This is a genomic window from Amycolatopsis sp. FBCC-B4732 (assembly GCF_023008405.1).
In the GTDB taxonomy this organism is placed as follows: Bacteria; Actinomycetota; Actinomycetes; order Mycobacteriales; family Pseudonocardiaceae; genus Amycolatopsis; species Amycolatopsis pretoriensis_A.
In genome coordinates, this window is sequence record NZ_CP095376.1 from 8,261,963 (window position 1) to 8,281,773 (window position 19,811).

At 70.8% G+C, this 19,811-nt stretch carries 16 protein-coding genes; 9 read left to right on the forward strand and 7 right to left on the reverse strand.

From position 1 onward, the window contains the following. Positions 1 to 50 precede the first annotated feature (50 nt). The 3 genes from MUY14_RS37125 to MUY14_RS37135 form a co-directional block, all read right to left on the reverse strand. Positions 51 to 2,300, reverse strand: coding sequence for a transglycosylase domain-containing protein (locus MUY14_RS37125; protein WP_247016427.1), 2,250 nt, complete (start codon positions 2,298 to 2,300; stop codon positions 51 to 53). Between the two features lie 309 nt (positions 2,301 to 2,609). Further along, the gene (locus tag MUY14_RS37130) at positions 2,610 to 5,342 is read right to left on the reverse strand and encodes a transglycosylase domain-containing protein (protein ID WP_247016429.1); all 2,733 of its coding nucleotides are present in this window, start codon (positions 5,340 to 5,342) and stop codon (positions 2,610 to 2,612) included. Between the two features lie 67 nt (positions 5,343 to 5,409). After that, a complete protein-coding gene (locus MUY14_RS37135; RefSeq protein ID WP_247016431.1) occupies positions 5,410 to 5,808 on the reverse strand; it encodes a DUF5318 domain-containing protein in 399 nt (132 codons plus the stop codon). Between the two features lie 246 nt (positions 5,809 to 6,054). Between MUY14_RS37135 and MUY14_RS37140 the strand changes: the two genes are divergently transcribed. The 4 genes from MUY14_RS37140 to MUY14_RS37155 all read left to right on the forward strand — a co-directional run bounded on the left by MUY14_RS37140 (position 6,055) and on the right by MUY14_RS37155 (position 9,104). Further along, positions 6,055 to 6,600: a PadR family transcriptional regulator gene (locus MUY14_RS37140; RefSeq protein ID WP_086856499.1), complete on the forward strand. Its 546-nt coding sequence runs from the start codon at positions 6,055 to 6,057 to the stop codon at positions 6,598 to 6,600. A 72-nt stretch (positions 6,601 to 6,672) separates the two neighbouring features. After that, a complete protein-coding gene (locus MUY14_RS37145) occupies positions 6,673 to 7,761 on the forward strand; it encodes an inositol-3-phosphate synthase (protein ID WP_247016433.1) in 1,089 nt (362 codons plus the stop codon). 105 nt (positions 7,762 to 7,866) lie between these two features. Then, positions 7,867 to 8,385 (forward strand): RNA polymerase sigma factor, encoded by a 519-nt coding sequence (locus MUY14_RS37150; protein WP_247016435.1) that lies wholly within the window; start codon positions 7,867 to 7,869, stop codon positions 8,383 to 8,385. Then, positions 8,382 to 9,104 (forward strand): hypothetical protein, encoded by a 723-nt coding sequence (locus tag MUY14_RS37155; protein ID WP_247016437.1) that lies wholly within the window; start codon positions 8,382 to 8,384, stop codon positions 9,102 to 9,104. Before MUY14_RS37150 ends, MUY14_RS37155 begins: the two co-directional genes overlap by 4 nt. Here MUY14_RS37155 and MUY14_RS37160 read toward each other — a convergent pair. After that, positions 9,070 to 9,708 (reverse strand): HAD family phosphatase, encoded by a 639-nt coding sequence (locus tag MUY14_RS37160; protein ID WP_247016439.1) that lies wholly within the window; start codon positions 9,706 to 9,708, stop codon positions 9,070 to 9,072. The genes MUY14_RS37155 and MUY14_RS37160 overlap by 35 nt on opposite strands. A 66-nt stretch (positions 9,709 to 9,774) precedes the next feature. Here MUY14_RS37160 and MUY14_RS37165 point away from each other — a divergent pair, with 66 nt between their 5' ends. From MUY14_RS37165 to MUY14_RS37185, 5 genes are all read left to right on the forward strand, one after another. After that, entirely contained in the window at positions 9,775 to 10,233 is a 459-nt protein-coding gene (locus tag MUY14_RS37165) for a MarR family winged helix-turn-helix transcriptional regulator (protein ID WP_247016441.1), read from the forward strand. After that, a complete protein-coding gene (locus MUY14_RS37170) occupies positions 10,223 to 11,440 on the forward strand; it encodes an MFS transporter (RefSeq protein ID WP_247016443.1) in 1,218 nt (405 codons plus the stop codon). Before MUY14_RS37165 ends, MUY14_RS37170 begins: the two co-directional genes overlap by 11 nt. A gap of 108 nt (positions 11,441 to 11,548) precedes the next feature. After that, positions 11,549 to 13,606: a PhoX family phosphatase gene (locus MUY14_RS37175; protein WP_247016445.1), complete on the forward strand. Its 2,058-nt coding sequence runs from the start codon at positions 11,549 to 11,551 to the stop codon at positions 13,604 to 13,606. A 72-nt stretch (positions 13,607 to 13,678) separates the two neighbouring features. Next, complete coding sequence (locus MUY14_RS37180) at positions 13,679 to 15,274, forward strand: SdrD B-like domain-containing protein (RefSeq protein ID WP_247016447.1); 1,596 nt, start codon at positions 13,679 to 13,681, stop codon at positions 15,272 to 15,274. Between the two features lie 13 nt (positions 15,275 to 15,287). Then, positions 15,288 to 15,965 (forward strand): SDR family oxidoreductase, encoded by a 678-nt coding sequence (locus MUY14_RS37185; protein WP_247016449.1) that lies wholly within the window; start codon positions 15,288 to 15,290, stop codon positions 15,963 to 15,965. Between the two features lie 42 nt (positions 15,966 to 16,007). Here MUY14_RS37185 and MUY14_RS37190 read toward each other — a convergent pair whose 3' ends face one another. Genes MUY14_RS37190 through MUY14_RS37200 form a run of 3 tightly spaced genes read right to left on the reverse strand, consistent with a single transcriptional unit; the run spans position 16,008 to position 19,776 of the window. Next, positions 16,008 to 17,315: an amidohydrolase family protein gene (locus tag MUY14_RS37190; protein WP_247016451.1), complete on the reverse strand. Its 1,308-nt coding sequence runs from the start codon at positions 17,313 to 17,315 to the stop codon at positions 16,008 to 16,010. A gap of 23 nt (positions 17,316 to 17,338) precedes the next feature. Next, a complete protein-coding gene (locus MUY14_RS37195; protein ID WP_247016453.1) occupies positions 17,339 to 17,992 on the reverse strand; it encodes a response regulator transcription factor in 654 nt (217 codons plus the stop codon). Next, complete coding sequence (locus tag MUY14_RS37200; protein WP_247016455.1) at positions 17,989 to 19,776, reverse strand: sensor histidine kinase; 1,788 nt, start codon at positions 19,774 to 19,776, stop codon at positions 17,989 to 17,991. The genes MUY14_RS37195 and MUY14_RS37200 overlap by 4 nt, the downstream gene beginning before the upstream one ends. Between the last annotated feature and the right edge of the window lie 35 nt (positions 19,777 to 19,811).

Here is a 19,811-nt window from a genome sequence, read left to right on the forward strand (position 1 = left end):
GCAGTCCTCTCGGGAGGCACACGTACCGCCGCCCACCGTGGTTCAGCCGGCTACTCCCCCGGGTCCGGCGTACCGGTCGGAGTCTCCTTCGGGGTCGTCGACGGCTTCGTGTGCTTCGGCGGGGTCGACGGCTTCGACTCCTCGCCGGTCGGGGTGCCGCCGGTCTGGTCGCCGTTGTCCCCCTCGTTCCCGTTCTCGCCGGTCGGGGCCGATTCCGTCGTCGTCGCCACGTCGGACGACGGCGGCGGTGCGACCTCGCCCCCGATGCGGTCGACCTTGTCGAAGCGCTCGCCCGGCTTGCCCGTCAGGTACAGCGACAGGAACTTCTGCCACATCGGACCGGCGATCGTGGAGCCGTAGATCGGCGAGTTGTTCTTGCCGTGCAGCGGCTTGTTGCCGTCACCGCCGACCCAGGCCGCCACCGAGACCGACGGCGTGTACCCGACCATCCACGTCTGCGAGTTCGCGTTCGCCGCCCACGCCGGCTCGCCCGCGACCTTCGTGTGCTGCTGCGTCCCCGTCTTGCCGGCGCACTCGTGACCGTTGGGGCACTTCAGCTTCGAGAAGCCGATCACCGGCTTCAGCGCTTCGGTGACGTTGCCCGCGATCTGCCGGCTCTTGTCCGAGTCGCTGTCGAACACGGCCTTGGCGTCGGCCGTGGCTTCCCACGCGACTTCGTTCTGCGTGTTGGTCACCTTCAGCACGAAGTGCCGTTCGCGCTGCTGGCCGTTGGCCGCGAAGGTCGCGTACGCCGCGGCCATGTCCAGCGGCGTGATCTGGGTTTCACCACCGCCGAGGGAGATGTTGTTGTCCTTGGTGGAGATGATCGACTGGCCGCCGTCCTCCTTGACCTTGACGCCGGCCTCCTTCGCGGCTTCCTTGACCGGGCCCTGCTTGGTGTCGTGCAGGACCATGTCGTAGAACACGGTGTTCGCCGAGCGCTCCATCGCTTCGGCGACGGTGCACTGCTGCGAGCAGCTGCTGCCGGGGCCGGCGTTGCGCACGACACGGCCGTCGAACACGCGGTTGTTGGAGCCGTCGTACGTCGTGTCGAGGCCCTTGCCCATCTTGAGCAGCGCGGTGAGGTCGAACGGCTTCATCGACGAGCCCGGGTTCTGCGGGGTGGCCGCCCAGTCGCGCCCGGCCTGGTCCTGCCCGTTGACCTGCACGATCGGCTTGCCGCCGTAGTAGGCGAGCACGCCGCCGGTCTTGGGGTCGACGGCGACGAGCGCGTTGAGCAGGTTGTCGTCGACCTGGTTCTTCATCGCGTCGGTGGCGGCCTGTTCGGCGGCTTGCTGCGCCTTCGGGTCGATCGTCGTCTGGACCACGTAGCCGCCGGCGTAGTAGCGGTCTTCGGAGATGTCGTGCGCGGCCAGCTCTTCCTTCACCTGCTGCACGACGAACGCGGGCGGCGCGCCGGCCTGCTGCTTGCTGTCCTCCAGCGGGATCGGCGTCGGGAACTGCGCCGCCGCGCGGTCGGCCGCGGAGATGTAGTTGTTCTTCACCATCCGGTCCAGCGCGGTGTTCCAGCGGTCCTGCGCGACCTTGGGGTTCTCCGACCGGCCCGGCTGCTGGATCAGGCCGGCCAGCAGCGCGGCTTCCGAGAAGCTGAGGTCCTTGGCTTCCTTGTGGAAGAAGGCCTGCGACGCCGCGCCCACCCCGTACGCCCCGCGCCCGAAGTAGATGATGTTCAGGTACGCGGTGATGATGTCCTTCTTCTCGTACGTCTGGTTCATCTTGAAGGACTTGGCCAGCTCGGTCCACTTGCGCGTCAACGTCGGGGCGTCGTTGTCGGTGGCCTTCTTGATGTACTGCTGCGAAATCGTCGAACCACCGCCGGTCCCGCCGGTGGCCTGGTTGTAGACCGCGCGCAGCAGGCCGCCGACGTCGAAGCCCGAGTTGGTCTCGAAGGAGTCGTCCTCGGTCGCGATCGCCGCGTGCTTCATGACGTCGGGGATCTGCTCGGGCGTCAGCAGCACCCGGTTGCCACCGCGCGGCACGTCCTTGCCCATCGGCGAACCGTCGGCGAAGAGGTAGGTCACCGCCTGGCTCTGGTTCTGCGCGACCTCGGTCGGCGAGGGCACGTCGACCAGGAAGTACGTGATGACGAACGCGATCGCGGGCAGCACGAAGAACAACCCGAAGAACCCGTAGGCGACCCGCCGGATGATCTTCCAGCGGCGCTTCTTGCGCTGTTCCGGGGTGAGGACCGGCTTGCCGTCTTCGGGCTGCTCGACGTCGTCGTAGCCGCCCGGCTCCTCGTACGCGTGGTGCGTCATCAGCTCAGGCCCGCCGCTCATCGGCGGTGGCTCGGGCCGGTACCCCCGCGGCTGCTGCGGCGGTTGCTGCTGCCAGGGCTGCTGCGGCCGGCGCGGCGGCTGCCCGTTCGGGCCCTGCGGTCCGGACGGCCCACGACGGCGCGGATCAGGACCCTGGCCCGGCGGCCAGGAGCGGGATCGATCGTCGGGCACGGGGCAGTCCTCCAGGTTCGCGGGCAGCGACAACCGCCACCCCTTTAGGAATGGACGCGCAGCACCCCGCCGGGTTGCCGGTGATCACCCCGAAAACGACTCAGGGCCCTCCGCGCGAACGCGAAGGGCCCTGAGGGGCTATCCCGGGCCGGCGCCCGGTGGAGCAGCGACTCCGCCACCACCACCCTGGTTGTTGCCCAGCGGGAACGTCGGCGTTTCGCCGGGTCCGGGCCGGGTCGGCCGGGTCCGCGACGTCGGCGTTTCCGTGTCAGTGTTCGTCGGCTCGGTGCTCGACGGGGTCTCCGTGGTGCTCGGCGGCGTCGTCGTGGTCGGCGTCTCCGGCGGCTTCGTCGGCGTCGTGGTCACGTCGTTGACGTCCTTGCCGATCGGCGCGACCTTGTCGAACTTCTCCGCCGGTTTGCCCTTGAGGTAGAGGTTCATGAAGTTCTGCCACGTCGGACCGGCGATGGTCGCACCGAAGATCGGCTTGTTCTTCGGGTCGTGCAGCGGCTTGTTGCCGTCGCCGCCGACCCAGACCGCGGCCGACACCGACGGGGTGTAGCCGACCATCCAGGTCTGCGCGTTGCGGTCCTTGTACGCCGCCGGGTCGTCGTCCTTGGCGGTGTACTGCTGCGTACCGGTCTTGCCGGCGCACTCGTGGCCGGTCGGGCACTTCAGCTTCGAGTGGTCGATGACCGGGACCAGCGCCTCGGTGAGGTTGCCGGCGATCTGCTGGCTCTTGGCCGCGTCGTCGGAAAACGCCGGGTTGGTCTTGATGTTGTTCTCGTCGAACTCGACTTCGTCCTGCTTGTTCGTGAGCTTCGAGACGAAGTGCTGCTCGTGGTAGGTGCCGCCGTTGGCGAACGACGCGTACGCCGCCGCCATGTCCTCCGGCGTCACGGCCGTGCCACCACCGCCGAGCGAGATGTTGTTGTCGTCGGTGTAGAGGACGCTCTTGCCGTCCGGCGCGACCTTGACCCCGGCTTCCTTCGCCGCTTCCGCGACCCGCGACGGCTTCGTCACGTTCAGGACCATGTCGTAGAACACGGTGTTCGCCGAGATCTCCATCGCCTTCGCGACGGTGCAGTCCTTGCCGCAGCTCGCGCTGTCACCCGCGTTCCGGACCGTGCGGCCGCCGAGCACCCGGTTGTTCGAGCCGTCGAACGTCTCGCCGAGGCCCTTGCCCATCTTGAGGAACGCCGCGAGGTCGAACGCCTTCATCGACGAACCCGGGTTCCGCGCCTGGTTCGCCCGGTCCTGGCCGATCTGGTCCTTGCCGTTCGCGTCCTTCACCAGCTCCGGCCCGCCGTAGTAGGCGATCACGCCGCCGTTCTTCGGGTTGACCGCGACCAGCGCGTTGAGCAGGTTCTCGTCGGTCTGGCCCTTCATGCCCTCCTGGGAGGCCTGCTCCGCCGCGGCCTGCGCCGCCGGGTCGATCGTGGTGTAGATCTTCGCTCCGGTCGAGAACAGCCGGTTCTCGTCGTAACCCTTCGCCGCCAGCTCGTCCTTGATCCGCTGCTGGAGCTGGTAGGTCATCTTCCCGGAGTTTTCCTCCTTGTTCGCGTTCTTCGCGATCGGCGTCGGGAACTGGGCGGCGGTGCGCTCGTCCGCCCGCAGCCACTTGTTGGCGACCATCTGGTCCATCACGTACGTCCAGCGCTGCAGCGCGTACTTCTGGTTCTCCGAGCGGCCGGGGCCCTGGATCAGGCCGGCCAGCAACGAGGCTTCGGACGCGTTGAGGTCCTTCGCGTCCTTGTTGAAGTACGCCTTCGCGGCCGCCTGGATGCCGTTCGCGCCGCGGCCGAAGTAGACGATGTTCAGGTAGGAAGTGATGATCTCTTCCTTGGACTGCTGGTTGTTCATCTTGAACGACTTCGCCAGCTCGGTCCACTTGCGGGTCAGCGTCGGGGCGTCGTTCTGCGTGGCCTGCTTGATGTACTGCTGGGAGATGGTCGAACCACCGCCCTGGCCACCGGACACCTGGTTCCAGACCGCGCGCAGGATGCCGGTGACGTCGAAGCCCGAGTTGGTCTCGAACGTCGCGTCCTCCGCCGAGTACACGGCGTGCTTGACGACGTCGGGGACCTCGCCCGGCTTGAGCAGCTGGCGGTCGCCACCCGGCGGGAGCTCGCGGCCCATCACCTGGTTGCCGGCGTCGTAGTAGGTGATCGGCTGGTTCTGCAGCGACTTGATGCTCTCCGGCGTCGGCACGTCGACCAGGAAGTACGTGATGACGAACGCGATCGCGGGGACCACGAAGAACAGGCCGACGAAGGCGTACGCCACCCGCCGGACGATCTTCCAGCGGCGCTTCTTCTTCTGCGCCGGCGTCAGGATCCGCTTGCCCTTTTCGTCGAGCTCGTCCTGGGGCTCGACGTCGTCGGCGAACTCGTTGAACGCGGCGTCCTCGTAGCCGTCGTCGTACGGGTCGCGCCCGAAGTCGTCGGTGCCGTTGTGCGCGTGGTGGGTGATGAGGTCCGGCTCACGGCCCGGGGGCGGCACCGGCCGGCCGCCGCGCGGCTGGCGGAAACCCTCCGGCGGCGACGCAGGCGGGCCCTGCTGGGGACGCTGCCCGGTCGGCGGGACGGCCCGCCGCGGCGGCATGCCCTGCTGCCCGCGGGGACGCTGCGGCCGCCGGGGCGGCTCTTCACCCGGCCACTGCGGGCCGCCTTCGTCGCCGGACGGCCACTCGGGCGCGCCACCGCCGCCACGCGGGTTGCCGCGGGGCGGGGTGTTGCGCTGGGGTCGGCGGGGGGCTTCTTCGCCGGGCCACGCCGGTCCGGGGTCTTCCCCCGGCCACTGGCCGGACTGGGCACGGCGAGGTGCATCTGGCTCCTGGCCGGGCCAGGAGCGGTTGCGGTCGTCGTTCACGAATGGGCCTCCCAGACCGGCGCCCGGTAGCGCGCCGTTCTGCGCTCTTCAGCGGTTGTGTTCCAGCTCACCGGCCCGCGGTCCTCCGTGGACCGTCGGCCGGCTCCCCCGTACCGAGGACGTACGACCGGACCAGGTGGTTCCAGTGGCACGCCCGGCACACTTCGACGTCGTACACGGTGAACTCGGCGAACATGCCGGCCATCCTGGCCAGCTCTTCGGGTGTCCTCGCCGAACCCGCGACGTGCTTGAGTTCGTCACCGTAGACCCAGGACACCAGGGTCAGCGGTTCCTGGCGGCAGATCGGGCAGGGCTGGTCACCGGCCCGGCCGTGGAACTTCGCCGCCCGCAGCAGGTACGGGCTCGCGTCGCAGGCTTCGTAGCCGCCGACGCGCCCGGAGCGGACTTCGGCGAGCAGCGCACGGCGCTGCAACGCGTAGTCCACGACCTGCCGCTGGTTAATCACCAGGACAGAGTACGGGCTCTTCCTGTGTGGTCCACGCCCCCTAGCGCGACCAAGTGCCCGACCGGGGCGGACACGCCGGACGTTCGATAACTCTCCGGTGAATTTCGCCCGCACTGAGTAGACGGTCGAGGTTAGCTTCGCCACTTCGATGTATCGGCGCGATATAGTGGCTGAGTAGGTTGGATCGAGGCGACCCGTTCGGAGCAACGTCCGTCGCCCCGGTTTGTTCCCGGAAGGGGGTGCGGTGTGCTGGAGTTCGCGATCCTGGGTCTTCTGCACGAAGCGCCCATGCACGGGTACGTGCTGCGCAAGCGGCTGCACGAGACGCTCGGCACGCTCCGGACGTTCTCGTACGGCTCGCTGTACCCGACCCTGCGGAAGCTGCTGCGGGCCGGGTACCTGGTCGAAGAGCTGGACGAGGCCGACGACCGGGCGTGGTCGCGGCGCGGACGGCGGGTCTACAAGCTCACCGCGGAGGGCAAGGAGCGCTTCGGTGAGCTGCTCGGCGACGCCGGGCCGCAGACCTGGGACGACGAAGGCTTCGGTGTTCACCTGGCCTTCTTCTCGCGCACCCCGGCCGACGTGCGGATGCGGATCCTCGAGGGCCGCCGCCGCCGGGTCGAGGAGCGCCGCGAGGGATTGCGGGCGGCGCTGTCGCGGGCCGAGGAGAAGATCGATCGCTACACCCGCGAGCTGCACCGGCTCGGGCTGGAGACCAGCGAGCGGGAGGTGCGCTGGCTCAACGAGCTGATCGCGCACGAACAAGCCGAGCGGCAGGGTCCGGAAACCTGAGCCGCCCGGCGCGGGCCGCAGCGTCGCGGCACCTGACCTACTGAACAGACACGGATTGAAGGAGAAACCCCCATGGGCGAGAACCGCCGCGTACGGGTGGCCATCGTGGGCGTCGGCAACTGCGCGGCGTCGCTGGTCCAGGGAGTCCAGTACTACCGCGACGCGGACCCGGCCACCCGCGTCCCCGGTCTGATGCACGTCGACTTCGGCGGGTACCACGTCCGCGACATCGAGTTCGTCGCCGCGTTCGACGTGGACGCCAAGAAGGTCAGCCGCGACCTGTCCGAGGCGATCTTCGCCTCGGAGAACAACACCATCAAGATCGCCGACGTGCCGCCGCTCGGCGTCACCGTCCAGCGCGGCCACACCCACGACGGGCTCGGCCGCTTCTACCGCGAGACGATCGAGGAGTCCGACGAGACCCCGGTCGACATCGTCGCCGCGCTGCGCGAGGCCGAGGCCGACGTGCTCGTGTCGTACCTGCCCGTCGGCTCCGAGGTGGCGGACAAGTTCTACGCCCAGGCCGCGATCGACGCCGGCGTGGCGTTCGTCAACGCGCTGCCGGTGTTCATCGCCTCCGACCCCGAGTGGGCGAAGAAGTTCGAAGACGCCGGCGTCCCGATCGTCGGCGACGACATCAAGTCCCAGGTCGGCGCCACCATCACGCACCGCGTGCTGGCGAAGCTGTTCGAGGACCGCGGCGTCCAGCTCGACCGGACGATGCAGCTCAACGTGGGCGGAAACATGGACTTCCTGAACATGAAGGAGCTCGAGCGGCTCGAGTCGAAGAAGATCTCGAAGACCCAGGCCGTCACCTCGCAGGTCGACCGCGACCTCGGCAAGGGCAACGTCCACATCGGACCGTCGGACTACGTGCAGTGGCTCGACGACCGCAAGTGGGCCTACGTCCGGCTCGAGGGCCGCGCCTTCGGCGACGTGCCGCTGAACCTGGAGTACAAGCTCGAGGTGTGGGACTCGCCGAACTCGGCGGGCATCATCATCGACGCGGTCCGCGCGGCGAAGATCGCGAAGGACCGCGGCATCGGCGGCCCGATCCTGTCCGCCTCCTCCTACTTCATGAAGTCGCCGCCGGAGCAGTACGACGACTCGACCGCGCGCGACGCCGTCGAGAAGTTCATCCGCGGCGAGATCGAGCGGTAAAACAGACCTGCTCCAAGAAGGCCGTCACCGCTGGTGACGGCTTTCTTGGCGTGGTGCACTAAACCGGTGGGGCGGGGTGCGCGTTGGCGGGGTGTGAGTGCGAGCGTGGGCGAAAGCGTGCCGGGGGACCTGGGCGCGCCGACCTTCCACGACCTGTTCCGGGAGTACTTCGGCCAGATGACCCGGCTGGCGCACTTGCTCGGCGCGGACGACGGCGAGAACGTCGCCCAAGAGGCCTTCGTCAAGCTCCACCAGCGCTGGGACTCGCTCAGCGACCACACCCGGGTGGCCGGCTACCTGCGCACGACCGTGGTGAACATGTCTCGGTCGCGCACGCGCCACCTGCGCGTGGTCCGGCGCACCCCGCAGGACCGGCCGCCGGACGAGCTGTCGGCCGAGGTCCGGGCGGTCGCCAACTGGGAGCACCAGCAGCTGCGCGCGGTGCTGGAAAAGCTCTCGAGGCGACAGCGCGAGGTCCTCGTGCTGAGGTATTGGCTGGACCTGAGCACGGCGGCCATCGCGGAGACGCTCGGCATCTCGCCCGGCACCGTGAAGGCGACCACCCACCACGCGATGGAGAACCTGCGCAAGCACTTGGGGGACGACCTGGGAGGTGAGCGATGACCGACCTCGAACGCAAGCTGGCCGACGCACTGCGGGACCAGGCCGCGGAGGTCGCGCCCAACCTCGACGCGGCCTGGGCGGAGCAGCAGCGCAGGCAGCGCCGGCCGCACCGCCGCCGCCGGGCCGCCGTGTGGATCGCGCCGCTGGCCGCCGTCCTGGTGGTGCTGACCAGCGTCTCGATCGTCACCCAGGTCACCACGGCCCAGTCGCCGCCGCCGGAGCCGGCGACGCGCCCGGGGCAGGACCTGGTGCTCGCCACCCCCGAGATCACGCCGGCGAACCTGAGCGGCGGCGGCGAGCCGGTCGCCCTCACCGACTTCGCGGGCCAGACGGAAGCCTGGACCTCCTTCGCGCTCAACCCCCAGGACCCCGCGGGCCGGCCGCTGCTCTGCGTCTCGGCGTTCGTCAAGGGGCTGACCCACGGCGGCGGCGCGCAGTACGGCATCGAGTCGCCGTCGTGCGTCCCGCTGGCGGACGGCGTCGTGCGGGCCGGGTACGTCGGCAAGCCCGGTGGCCCGCTGCCGGCCGGCAAGGCGGTCTACCTCGCCGACCCGTCGGTGCGGGTGCTGCGCCTCTACGACGGGGCCGGCGACCTGAGCTCGGCCAAGGAGGTCGGCACGCTGGGGCGCGACCGCGTCTACCTCGCCGACGTCAAGCCGGGGTCACCGCCGGTGCGCTACGACGTCAACCCAAGCCCAGCGCACCCGGCAAGCCGGTGATTTCCGCCACCACCGCCGTCGCCTGCGCGAGCACCTCGGGATCCGGCGGGAAGTGCGGGTTCGGCACCGCGTACACGGCCATCTTCGCCGCCAGCGCGGACCGGAGCCCGTTCGTCGTGTCCTCCACGGCGGCGCAGTCCTCCGGGGCCACGCCCAGCAGCTCGGCCGCCCGCAGGTAGACGTCCGGTGCCGGTTTCCCGGCGCCGACCTGCTCGGACGACACCGCCGCGCCGACCGGGAGGCCGGTCACGTCGAGGAAGCCCTTGATCAGGATCACCGGCGACGAGCTCGCGATCGCCACCGGCCAGCGCGCCGACACCTGCCGCACGACGTCCACGGCACCCGGGATCAGCGGCGGTTCCGCGGCGTACCGGGCGGCCATCCGCTTGACGACGATCGTCGCGATCTCGGCCGGGGTCGTCCGCGCGCCGAGCTCTTCCACCAGGTAGCGGGCCCATTCCGGGGTGCTCATCCCCTGCTGCGCCCGGGTCGCCTCCTCGCGCCAGGTGCCCCCGTGCTCGGCGACGACCGCGCGCCGCACCTCGTCCCAGATCCGCTCGGAATCCACCAGCACGCCGTCGAGGTCGAAGATCACCGCGTCCATGCCCCGAGCCTAGCTTGTGAGAGGAGTTACTTAGCCACCCTTACTAATTTTTGTTAGCCTGGCTAAGTGACTTCCCCGATCGCCGACCTCGCCCACCGGCTGCGGCCGCTGGTCTTCCGGCTGTACCACCAGGTGCGCCGCCAGACCCCGCAGCTGTCGCTGACCCTCACCCAGGGATCGGTGCTGAGCGAGCTGGTCAACGGCGGTCCGCGGCGGATGAGCGCGCTGGCCGAGTTCGAGCAGGTCAAGCTGCCGTCGATGACCGACGTCGTCGGCCGGCTCGAACGGCTCGGCCTGGCGGTCCGCCGCCCGGACCCCGCCGACGGCCGCGCGGTGCTCGTGGACGTCACCGACGAGGGTCGCCGCTTCTACGCCGAGACGGTGGCCGCCCGGGAGGAGTTCCTCCGCGAGCGGCTCATCGCCATGGACGACACCGACCGCGCCGCGATCGAAGCCGCCCTGCCGGCTCTCGCCAAATTGCTCGTCGACACCAAGAAGGAGGAACTGATCAGCGATGAGCGCTGAACACCACTCGAGCCTGCTGGACGCGGTCAAGGGTCAGCCCAAGCAGGTGTGGATCACCGCGTTCGCCGCGGTCATCGCCTTCATGGGGATCGGCCTGGTCGACCCGATCCTGCTGTCCATCGCCAAGGGCCTGGACGCGACGCCGTCGCAGGTCACCCTGCTCTTCTCGTCCTACCTCGGCGTCCAGGTCATCGCGATGCTGGTGACCGGCGCGGCGAGCGCGAAGTTCGGGCCCAAGCGCACGGTGCTGGTCGGGCTGACGCTGATCGTCGCGGCCACCGCCCTGTGCGCGGCCGCCGGGTCGATCGAGCAGCTCGTCGGACTGCGCGCGGTCTGGGGCCTCGGCAACGCGTTCTTCATCGCGACGGCGCTTTCGGTGATCGTCGGCGCCGCGACCGGTGGCCAGTCCGGCGCTATCCTGCTCTACGAAGCCGCGTTGGGTGTCGGCCTGTCGGTCGGCCCGCTGCTGGGCGCGCTGCTCGGCAGCATCTCGTGGCGCGGCCCGTTCGTCGGCACCGCGATCCTGATGGCCGGCGCGCTCGTGCTGTGCGCGGTGTTCCTGAAGAGCGACAAGCACGAGAAGCGTGACCCGATCAAGCTGCTCGACCCGCTTCGCGCGCTGAAGCACACCGGTCTGCTGCGCACCTCCGTCGCCTCGGCGCTCTACACCGCCGCCTTCTTCGCGGTGCTGGCCTGGTCGCCGTTCGTCCTCGGCTGGAGCGCCATCGCCGTCGGGCTGATCTTCTGCGGCTGGGGCCTGTGCGTCGCGGTCGCGGGGGTCGCGCTGGCCCCGCGGCTGGCCGCCAAGCTCGGCGAACGGCACGCCGCCGCGGCCGCCGTCTTCGGCTACGCCGTGCTGATGCTGGTGCTCGCCGTGCCGAGCAAGCCGGTCCTGGTCGTCGGGATCATCGTCTCCGGGCTGGTCTCCGGCCTGCTGAACACGCTGTTCACCGGCACCGCGATGTCGATCAGCGACGCGCCGCGCCCGGTCGCGAGCGCGGGCTACAACTTCTGCCGCTGGCTGGGCGGCGCGGTGGCCGCGACGCTGGTCGGGCACGTCGCCGAGTGGTTCGGTTCGCCGCAGGCACCGTTCGTCGTGTCGGCCATCCTGTGCGTCGCCGCCGGTGTCCTGCTCTCGCTGCGGGAGAAGAAGGCGGACCCGCACACCGTGCCGGCGGAAGCGGTGCTCGTCGGCGAGGAGTTCTGACCCGCCGTTCGGGCCAGTCGTACACCCGCCGTTCACCTGAATGTCTGGAATGGCTGGTTTGGGAGGCTTACGGTCGGTTCGTTCCCGAACTCCCACCATGGAGGCCTCGTGCCCGACCGTCTGCTTCCGCTCCTGCCCGTCCACCCGGGCGGCCGTTCCCCGATCACCTGCGAATACCGCTGCGGCAACGCCTGTGCCCACCCCGAGCCGAACGAGTCCGGGAACGAGTACTTCGGCGACGTCGTGAAGGACATCTCCCGCCGCGGGGCCTTCAAGGCCGGCGCCGTGATGGCCGCCGCCGCGGGCGGGTTCGCGGCGCTTTCGGGGACCGCGGCCGCCGCGCCCGCGCGAAAGCCGCCACGTCCGGTGCCCGGCACCGACTTCGACCCGGTCCCGCCGAACAAGCTCGACGCGGTCGTCGTCCCGGACGGCTACGCCCAGCGCGTCGTCATCCGCTGGGGCGACCCGGTGGTGCCGGGCGCCCCGGCGTTCGACTTCACCCGGCAGACGGCGGCCGCGCAGGCCCAGCAGTTCGGCTACAACAACGACTTCGTCGGCCTGCTCCCGCAGGACCCGCTGGGCCTGACCAACCTGCTCGTCGTGAACCACGAGTACACCGCCGAGGTGCACCTGTTCCCGGCCGACCAGTACGACCCGGCGAACCCGACCGAGGAGCAGGTGAAGATCGCCTGGGCGGCGCACGGCCTGTCGGTGCTGCTGACCCGCCGTGACCCCGTCCACGGCGGCCTCGAGGTCGTGCCGAGCCGGTACGCCCGCCGCATCACGCTCGACACGATCTTCGAGGTGCGTGGCCCGGCCGCCGGCTCGAAGTACCTGAAGACGTCGGCCGACCCGAGCGGGCGCAGGGTCCGCGGCACGCAGAACAACTGCTCCGGCGGCGTGACGCCCTGGGGCACAGTGCTTTCCGGCGAAGAGAACATCCACCAGTACTTCGCCAACTCGGAGAAGGTCACCGACCCGGTCGAAGCCGCGCGGCTGAAGCGGTACGCCATCGGCACCGGCGCGAGCACCCGCAAGTGGGAGCGGTTCGACAAGCGCTGGGACGTCGCGCAGGGGCCGAACGAGCCGAACCGGTTCGGCTGGGTCGTCGAGATCGACCCGAACGACCCGACGTCGACACCCATCAAGCACACCGCGCTCGGGCGCCTCAAGCACGAGGGCGCCAACATCAAGATCACCGCCGACGGCCGCGTCGCCGCGTACACCGGGGACGACGAGCGCTTCGAGTACATCTACAAGTTCGTCTCGAAGGGCAAGTACAAGCCGGGCAAGAGCGCGCACGCGCGGCGGCACAACTCGGCGTTGCTCGACGAGGGCACTCTGTACGTCGCCCGGTTCACCGGCGACAGCCCGCTTCCGGAGATCGACGGCACCGGCAAGCTCCCGGCCGACGGCGAGTTCGACGGCGCCGGCGAATGGCTCCCGCTGGCGAGCGGGAACAAGTCCTTTGTGGACGGATTCACCGCCGAAGAGGTCTACGTCTTCACCCGGCAGGCGGCCGACAAGGTCGCGGCCACGAAGATGGACCGCCCGGAAGACATCGAGCCGAACCCGGTCAACGGCCGGATCTACGCGGCGCTGACCAACAACTCCGACCGCGGCGCGGCGGGCAAGGCCGGCGTCGACGAGGTGAACCCCCGCGTGGCCAACAAGAACGGCCAGATCCTGGAGTGGGAAGAGCACCGCGGTGACGCGGCCTCGACGAGGTTCTCCTGGCGGCTGCTGCTCGTCTGCGGCGACCCGGCCGCGGCCGACACCTATTACGGCGGCTTCGACAAGACCAAGGTCAGCCCGATCTCCTGCCCGGACAACGTGACCTTCGACCGCCACGGCAACCTGTGGATCTCCACCGACGGCAACGCGCTCGGCGCGAACGACGGCCTGTTCTCGGTGCCGGTCACCGGGCCGGAGCGCGGGCACGTCAAGCAGTTCCTGTCGGTGCCGCCGGGCGCCGAGACGTGCGGCCCGAACGTCACCGACCACGTGGTGCTCGTCGCGGTCCAGCACCCCGGCGAGAACGCGGCGAGCTCGGCGAACCCGACGTCGCACTGGCCGGACGGCGGCACGGCGCAGCCGCGGCCGTCGCTCGTCTCGGTGTGGAAGAAGGGCCGCTTCGGACTGCCGGGCCGCATCGGCGAGCGCTGACGGGCCCAGGTTCACTCTGAAGTGGACGGTTCTCGGCCGGTGGGGGCCGGTGGCACGCGCCATAGTCGAGGCATGGTCCGTTCGGCGCGCGTGGTGGCAGTGGCGGTGGTGGCGCTCTCCGGGACGGTCGCACCCGCGGCCGCCGCGGAGCCGCCGCCGTCGTGCGGCGGGGTGGCCGCCAACCCGAGCGTCGAGGAGACCGCGCGCAACGGCGCCCCCGACGGGTACGTGTTCACCCCAGCCGCTCCGGTCCCGCCCGGGACGCCGGCCGCGAAGGCGCCGAAGCTGCTGACCGACCAGGCGTACGCCGTCGACGGGCAGCGCTCGGCGCTCGTCCAGACCCCGGACGGCAAGCCCAGCACCGCCGTCCAGACCGAGAAGTTCGTCCCCGGCGGCGTCTACACGCTGAGCGTCTGGACCGCTTCGCACGCGCCGGGCAACGGCGCGGCCACCGGCCTGCGGTTCTTCGACGCGACCGGCGCGCAGGTGCAGGAGAGCAAGCTCGCCGTCGACCACTACGCGGGCGACGGCCGGCTGGCCCGGCAGGACTTCCCGGCCGCGACCGCGCCGGCGAAGGCCACCGCGGTCAAGTTCTTCACCACCACCAGCCTGGAGCGGCTGCGCTGGGACTGCGTCGACCTCAAGCTGGCCGCGTACTCGGTGAAGAAGGAAGTGCAGAACCCGGCGACCGGCGCGTGGGGCTCGTTCGCGACGGTCACCGCGGGCGAAACCGCGCACTACCGGATCACCGTGACGAACGACGGCACCGAGGACCTGACCGGGATCGCGGTGCAGGACCCGTGGTGCCCGGCACCGGTCGAGCCGTTCACGCTGGCCGCGGGCGCGAACAAGCAGCTGACCTGCGACCACCCGGACCTCACGGTGGCCGACAACGGGCACGTCAACACGGCGAAGGTGACCGGCGTGCACCACCCGGGCGGCACGCTCGGCGACAAGACCGCGTCGGCGACGATCACCGTCCTGCCGCCGCCGGCGATCGCGAAGATCGGCGACTTCGTCTGGGCCGACCGCAACCGCGACGGCCTCCAGGACCCGGACGAACCCGGCGTCGCCGGCGTGAAGGTGACGCTGAAGGACGGCGCGGGCGGCACGGTCGGCACCGCGACCACGGACGCCGCCGGGAAGTACGGCTTCGAGAAGCTGAAGGACGGCACCTACCAGGTCTGCTTCACCATCCCGGCCGACCACCTCGCGACCCGCCAGGACGCCGGCGCCGACGATCGCGATTCGGACGCGGACGCCGGCGGCTGCACCGCGCCGCGCACGGTCGGCGGCCCGTCCCACGAGGACTTCGGCGCCGACCTCGGGCTGGTCACCCCGGCGAACCGGATCGGCGACTTCGCCTGGACCGACACCGACGGCAACGGCCTCCAGGACCCGGGCGAGCCCGGTCTTGCCGGCGTCAAGGCGGTGCTGAGCAACGGAGTCAGCGTCGTCACCGGCCCGGACGGCGCGTACGCCTTCACCGGTCTCGAAGACGGCAGCTACCAGGTCTGCTTCACGGCGGAGGGGCACAAGCCGACGAAGAAGGACGCCGGCGACGACGCGAAGGACTCCGACGCGGACCCGGCGACGGGCTGCGCGGACCCCCGGACGCTCGGTCCCGGCGCGCGCGACGACCACACGGTCGACGTCGGCTTCGCCTAGTTACGGTGGGGGTATGACGGACTTGCCTCTCGCCCTCGTGACCGGCGCCTCCCGCGGGATCGGCGCGGCGGTCGCGCACCAGCTCGCGCCGACGCACCGCCTGCTGCTCGGCGGCCGCGACGCCGAAGCGCTGTCCGCGCTGGCGAAGGAGCTCCCGGGCGCGAAGCCGTGGCCGGTGGAGCTGACGAACCCGGCGTCGCTCGCCGAAGCGGTCGCGGGCATCGAGTCCCTGGACGTCCTGGTCCACTCGGCGGGCGTCGCGCGCATCGCCCGGATCGAGGACACCACCGCGGACGTGTGGCGGGACAACTTCGAGGTCAACACCCTCGCCGTGGTCGAGCTGACCCGCCTGCTGCTCCCCGCCCTGCGCGCGGCCCGCGGCCACGTCGTGGTGATCAACTCCGGCGCGGGCCTCAACGCCCGCCCGGGCTGGTCCCCGTACGCGGCGAGCAAGTTCGCGGTCCGCGCCTTCGCCGACGCCCTGCGCGAAGAGGAGAAGGACATCCGCGTGACGTCGGTGTACCCGGGCCGCACGGACACCGAGATGCAGCAGGAGATCTTCAAGGGCGAAGGCCGCGACTACGACACCACGCACCTGCTGCGCGCGGACTCGGTGGCGACCGCGGTGGTGACAGCGGTGTCAGCCACCCCGGACGCCCACCAGACGGACATCACCCTCCGCCCCCGCTAGCCCCCCAACGCCACTTTCCCTATGAAAGTGGCGCTTCGGGACTCAAGCGCGGAGGCGGGTGGCGGTCTCGGCCACGCCGGCCTGGACCTTCGCCCGGTCCACCTTCACCGACTCGCCGTCGGCCACGACCTGCTCGCCCGCGACCCACACGTCGCGGACCCGCCGCGAGCCGGCCGCCCACACCAGGTTCGACAGCAGCTGCACGTCCGGCACGTCCAGGCCGCACGCGAACGCCGGGTCGTCCAGGTCGATGTGCACCAGGTCGGCCCAGCGGCCCGGCTCGAGCGCCCCGATGTCGTCGCGGCCCAGTGCCGAAGCTCCGCCGCGGGTCGCCAGCAGGAAGACGTCGGCCGCGGTCAGCACCGTCGAGTCGCCCGTCGCCAAGCGGGCGAACATGGCCGTGAGCTGCAGTTCTTCCCACAGGTCGAGGTCGTCGTTCGACGCCGGGCCGTCGGTGCCGAGGCCGACCGCGACGCCCGCCGCGCGCAGGTCCTTGATCCGCGCGATGCCCGAGGCCAGCTTCGCGTTCGAACCCGGGCAGTGCGCCATGCCTACGCCGTGCGCCGCGAACAGCGCGATGTCGTCGTCCGACAGGTGGATCGCGTGCGCCGCCAGCACCCGGCCGTCGAGCATGCCCAGTTCCTTCAGCAGCGCGGGCACCGAACCGTGCGAGGCGCGGACCGCGGTGTCCTCCGCCGCCGCCTCGGCGACGTGGATCTGGATCAGCGCGCCCCGCGAAGCAGCCGATTCGGCCGTCGCGCGCAGGGCTTCCGCCGACAGCATGTACGCCGAGTGCGGGCCGTAGCCCAGCTCGACGCGGTCGCCGTGGCCGAAGCGCAGGCCGTCGGTGTCGATCCAGCGCTCGATGCCGGCCAGCTGGGCCCGCCAGTCCAGGCCCGGCAGCTCCATCACCGGCGGCGCCACCAGCACGCGGGCACCGGTGGTGAGCACCGCGTCGACCAGCTGCTCGCCTTCGAAGTACATCTCGGCGCTCGTCGTGACGCCGTGGCGCAGCATTTCGACCGAGCCGAGCAGCATGCCGGTGCGGATGTCCTCCGGCCGCAGCTTCGCTTCGGCGGGCCAGATGATCTCGTTGAGCCAGGGCAGCAGCGGCAGGTCGCCGCCCATCCCGCGCAGCAGCGTCATCGGGCTGTGCGCGTGCGTGTTGACCAGGCCGGGCAGCAGGATGCCGGTCAGGGTGGTGACCGGTGCGGCGGACTCGGGGGCGGTGGCCGCCGGTCCGCAGTGGGAAATGCGCCCATCGGCGTCCACATCGACGACCGCGTCACGCAGGAGCGAACAGGACGCGTCGGCGGGGAGAACGACAGGGGCGTGGAAACGGCGTTGCATCTCTGGATACTACGCACCCTCGATTACGAGACGACTCCACTCCGCCACGCCCAGGCCGCGATCTCGACGCGGTTGCGCGCGCCGATCTTGCCCTGCACCGACGCCAGGTGCGTCTTCACCGTGGACAGGGACAGGAACAGCTCCGACCCGATCTCGGTGTTCGTCAGCCCGCGCGCGGCCGCCTTGACGACGTCCATCTCCCGCGCGGTCAGCGGCTCCGACGGCGGGGCGGCCTGCGCCTTCACCGCGCCGCCGCCGTCGAAGTGCTTGAGCAGCCGGATGGTGATCTGCGGGGACACCAGCGCGTCGCCGCGGTCGGCCGCGCGGACCGCCTCGATCAGCAGCGCCGGGCCGGCGTCCTTGAGCAGGAAGCCGTGCGCGCCGTTGCGCAGCGCCGTGTGGACGTACTCGTCGAGGTCGAACGTGGTGACCACGACGACCTTCAAGGGATCGTGCACGTCCGGCCCCGCCAGCTGGCGCGTGACCTCCAGGCCGTCGAGGCCCGGCATGCGGATGTCGAGCAGGCAGACGTCCGGGCGCAGCTCGCGGGCCTTCGACACCGCCGAGACGCCGTCCGCGACGTCGGCGACGACCTCGATGTCGTCCTGCGCGTCCAGGATCATGCGGAACCCCATCCGCACCATTTCCTGGTCGTCGGCGATCAGTACCCGGATCACTCGTCCCCTTCCCCGGCGGCCAGCGGCAGCCACGCTTCGACCCGCCAGCCACCGTCCGGGCCACGCCCGGCCGACAGCCGTCCTTTGAGCAACGCGACGCGTTCGCGCATCCCGACCAGACCGTAGCCGCCCGATCCGCCGGCCGGCCGGTGCGTCGGTTCGCGTCCGTCGTCCGTCACCCGCAGGTGCAGTTCGGGGCCCTGGACCTCGGCCACGACGAACGCCTCGGTCGCGCCGGACGCGTGCTTGCCGACGTTCGTCAGCGACTCCTGCACCAGCCGCAGCGCCGAGCGGCCGACCTCGTGGGGCAGGTCCGGCGGCAGGTCGAGGTGCATCGACGTCGGCACGCCGTGGTTGGCGCCCTCGACCAGCTTCCGCAGGTCGGCGCCCAGATCGGTGGTCGCCTGCTCGCTGAACTCGCTCGACCCGGCCGGCGCGTCCCCGCGCATCGAGCGGACCAGCCGCCGCATCGCCGCGAGCGCCTCGACCCCGGCGTTCTCGATCCGGGCCATCGCCTCGACGGCGACCTCCGGCTTCTGCGCGGCCATCATCCGCGCGGCCTGTGCCTGGACGACGATGCCGGTGACGTGGTGGGCGACGACGTCGTGCAGCTCGCGGGCCAGCGCCATCCGCTCGGCCGTCTGCGCGTCCGCCACCGCCGACTTGACGACCGTGGTGCGCTCGGAGTCCCGCGAGCGCAGCATCAGGCCGGTGGCGATCGAGATGCCGAGCAGCAGCGCGGCGGCGAAGGCGAGCACGGACAGCGTCTGCGGGTCGGTCTGCAGGCCCGACGGCTTGTCCGAGTTGAGGATCGCGGCGAGCGCGACGACGCCGGAGAGGATCGACACCCGCGGCCACGACGCGTTGAGGCCGCGGGCGCGAGTCACGTTCACCACCACGCCCATCGCGGCGATGACCTGCACGAACGGCACGCCACCCGGCATCGGGTAGTCGTAGCGCAGGTGCAGGAACGGCGTCACGACCGCCGACAGCAGCAGGATCCCGGCGACGCCGAGGAGCGCGTCCGCGGGCCGCCGCGGCGAGAGCACCGCGATGGCGGCCGCGACGAGCGAGCAGAACAGGATCGGGAAGCCGCGGGCGTTGCTCGAATACGTGTAGCCGAACTCGAACAGCAGCGCGAAGCCGAGCAGGCCCATCAGCGGCCACTGCCCCATCGCGAGCTCGTTCACCCGGCGCAGCCGGCGCACCCGCGGATCGGCCTGCGGGCCGCGGTCCCGGGTCGCGATGGCCGGCACGACCGGCCCGATGAGCAGCAGCAGGCCGAACACCAGGCCCTGGGTCGCCGTACCGCCGTCGATCTCGTTGACCCCGCCGTATCGCCCGAACAGGGCGATCAGGCCCCCGACGACCAGAAAGCTCACGACACAGAGGGCCACGCCGGCGCGCGCCCGCCGGGTGACGTAGTAGACCATCAGCACCCCGGCCACGACCTCGGTGATGGTGATCTTCGGCAGCACGCTGGAGTACGGCGGGATGTGGAACGCGTGGATGAAGAGGGTGGAGAACACCAGCACCCCGCCACCGGCCACGCCGGCGACGGCCGCGCGCTTCTGGGCCCACACCGCGCACGCCGTGATCGCGAAGATGCCGGGCAGCAGCCCGAAGTCGACGAAGCGCGGGCCGTTGTCGTCGAGCGCGGCCTGCGTCGTGAAGACGACGTCGAAGAGCAGGGCGGCGAAGAGGACGGCCGTGGGCACGCCGATGCGCCGCACCAGGGCGGCGGCGCGGGTGTACAGCGTTTTCGGCGGGGGCGCGGCGGTCACAACGTGACGTTAGAGGATCCGCCCCGGTTCGCACC

What these genes read in the sequence shown, in the direction of transcription:
- MUY14_RS37125 (WP_247016427.1), bottom strand. Translation starts at nt 2,300, where the DNA reads ATGAGCGGCGGGCCTGAGCTGATGACGCACCACGCGTACGAGGAGCCG.
- MUY14_RS37145 (WP_247016433.1), top strand. Translation starts at nt 6,673, where the DNA reads ATGGGCGAGAACCGCCGCGTACGGGTGGCCATCGTGGGCGTCGGCAAC.
- MUY14_RS37155 (WP_247016437.1), top strand. Translation starts at nt 8,382, where the DNA reads ATGACCGACCTCGAACGCAAGCTGGCCGACGCACTGCGGGACCAGGCC.
- MUY14_RS37160 (WP_247016439.1), bottom strand. Translation starts at nt 9,708, where the DNA reads ATGGACGCGGTGATCTTCGACCTCGACGGCGTGCTGGTGGATTCCGAG.
- MUY14_RS37170 (WP_247016443.1), top strand. Translation starts at nt 10,223, where the DNA reads ATGAGCGCTGAACACCACTCGAGCCTGCTGGACGCGGTCAAGGGTCAG.
- MUY14_RS37180 (WP_247016447.1), top strand. Translation starts at nt 13,679, where the DNA reads ATGGTCCGTTCGGCGCGCGTGGTGGCAGTGGCGGTGGTGGCGCTCTCC.
- MUY14_RS37185 (WP_247016449.1), top strand. Translation starts at nt 15,288, where the DNA reads ATGACGGACTTGCCTCTCGCCCTCGTGACCGGCGCCTCCCGCGGGATC.
- MUY14_RS37190 (WP_247016451.1), bottom strand. Translation starts at nt 17,315, where the DNA reads ATGCAACGCCGTTTCCACGCCCCTGTCGTTCTCCCCGCCGACGCGTCC.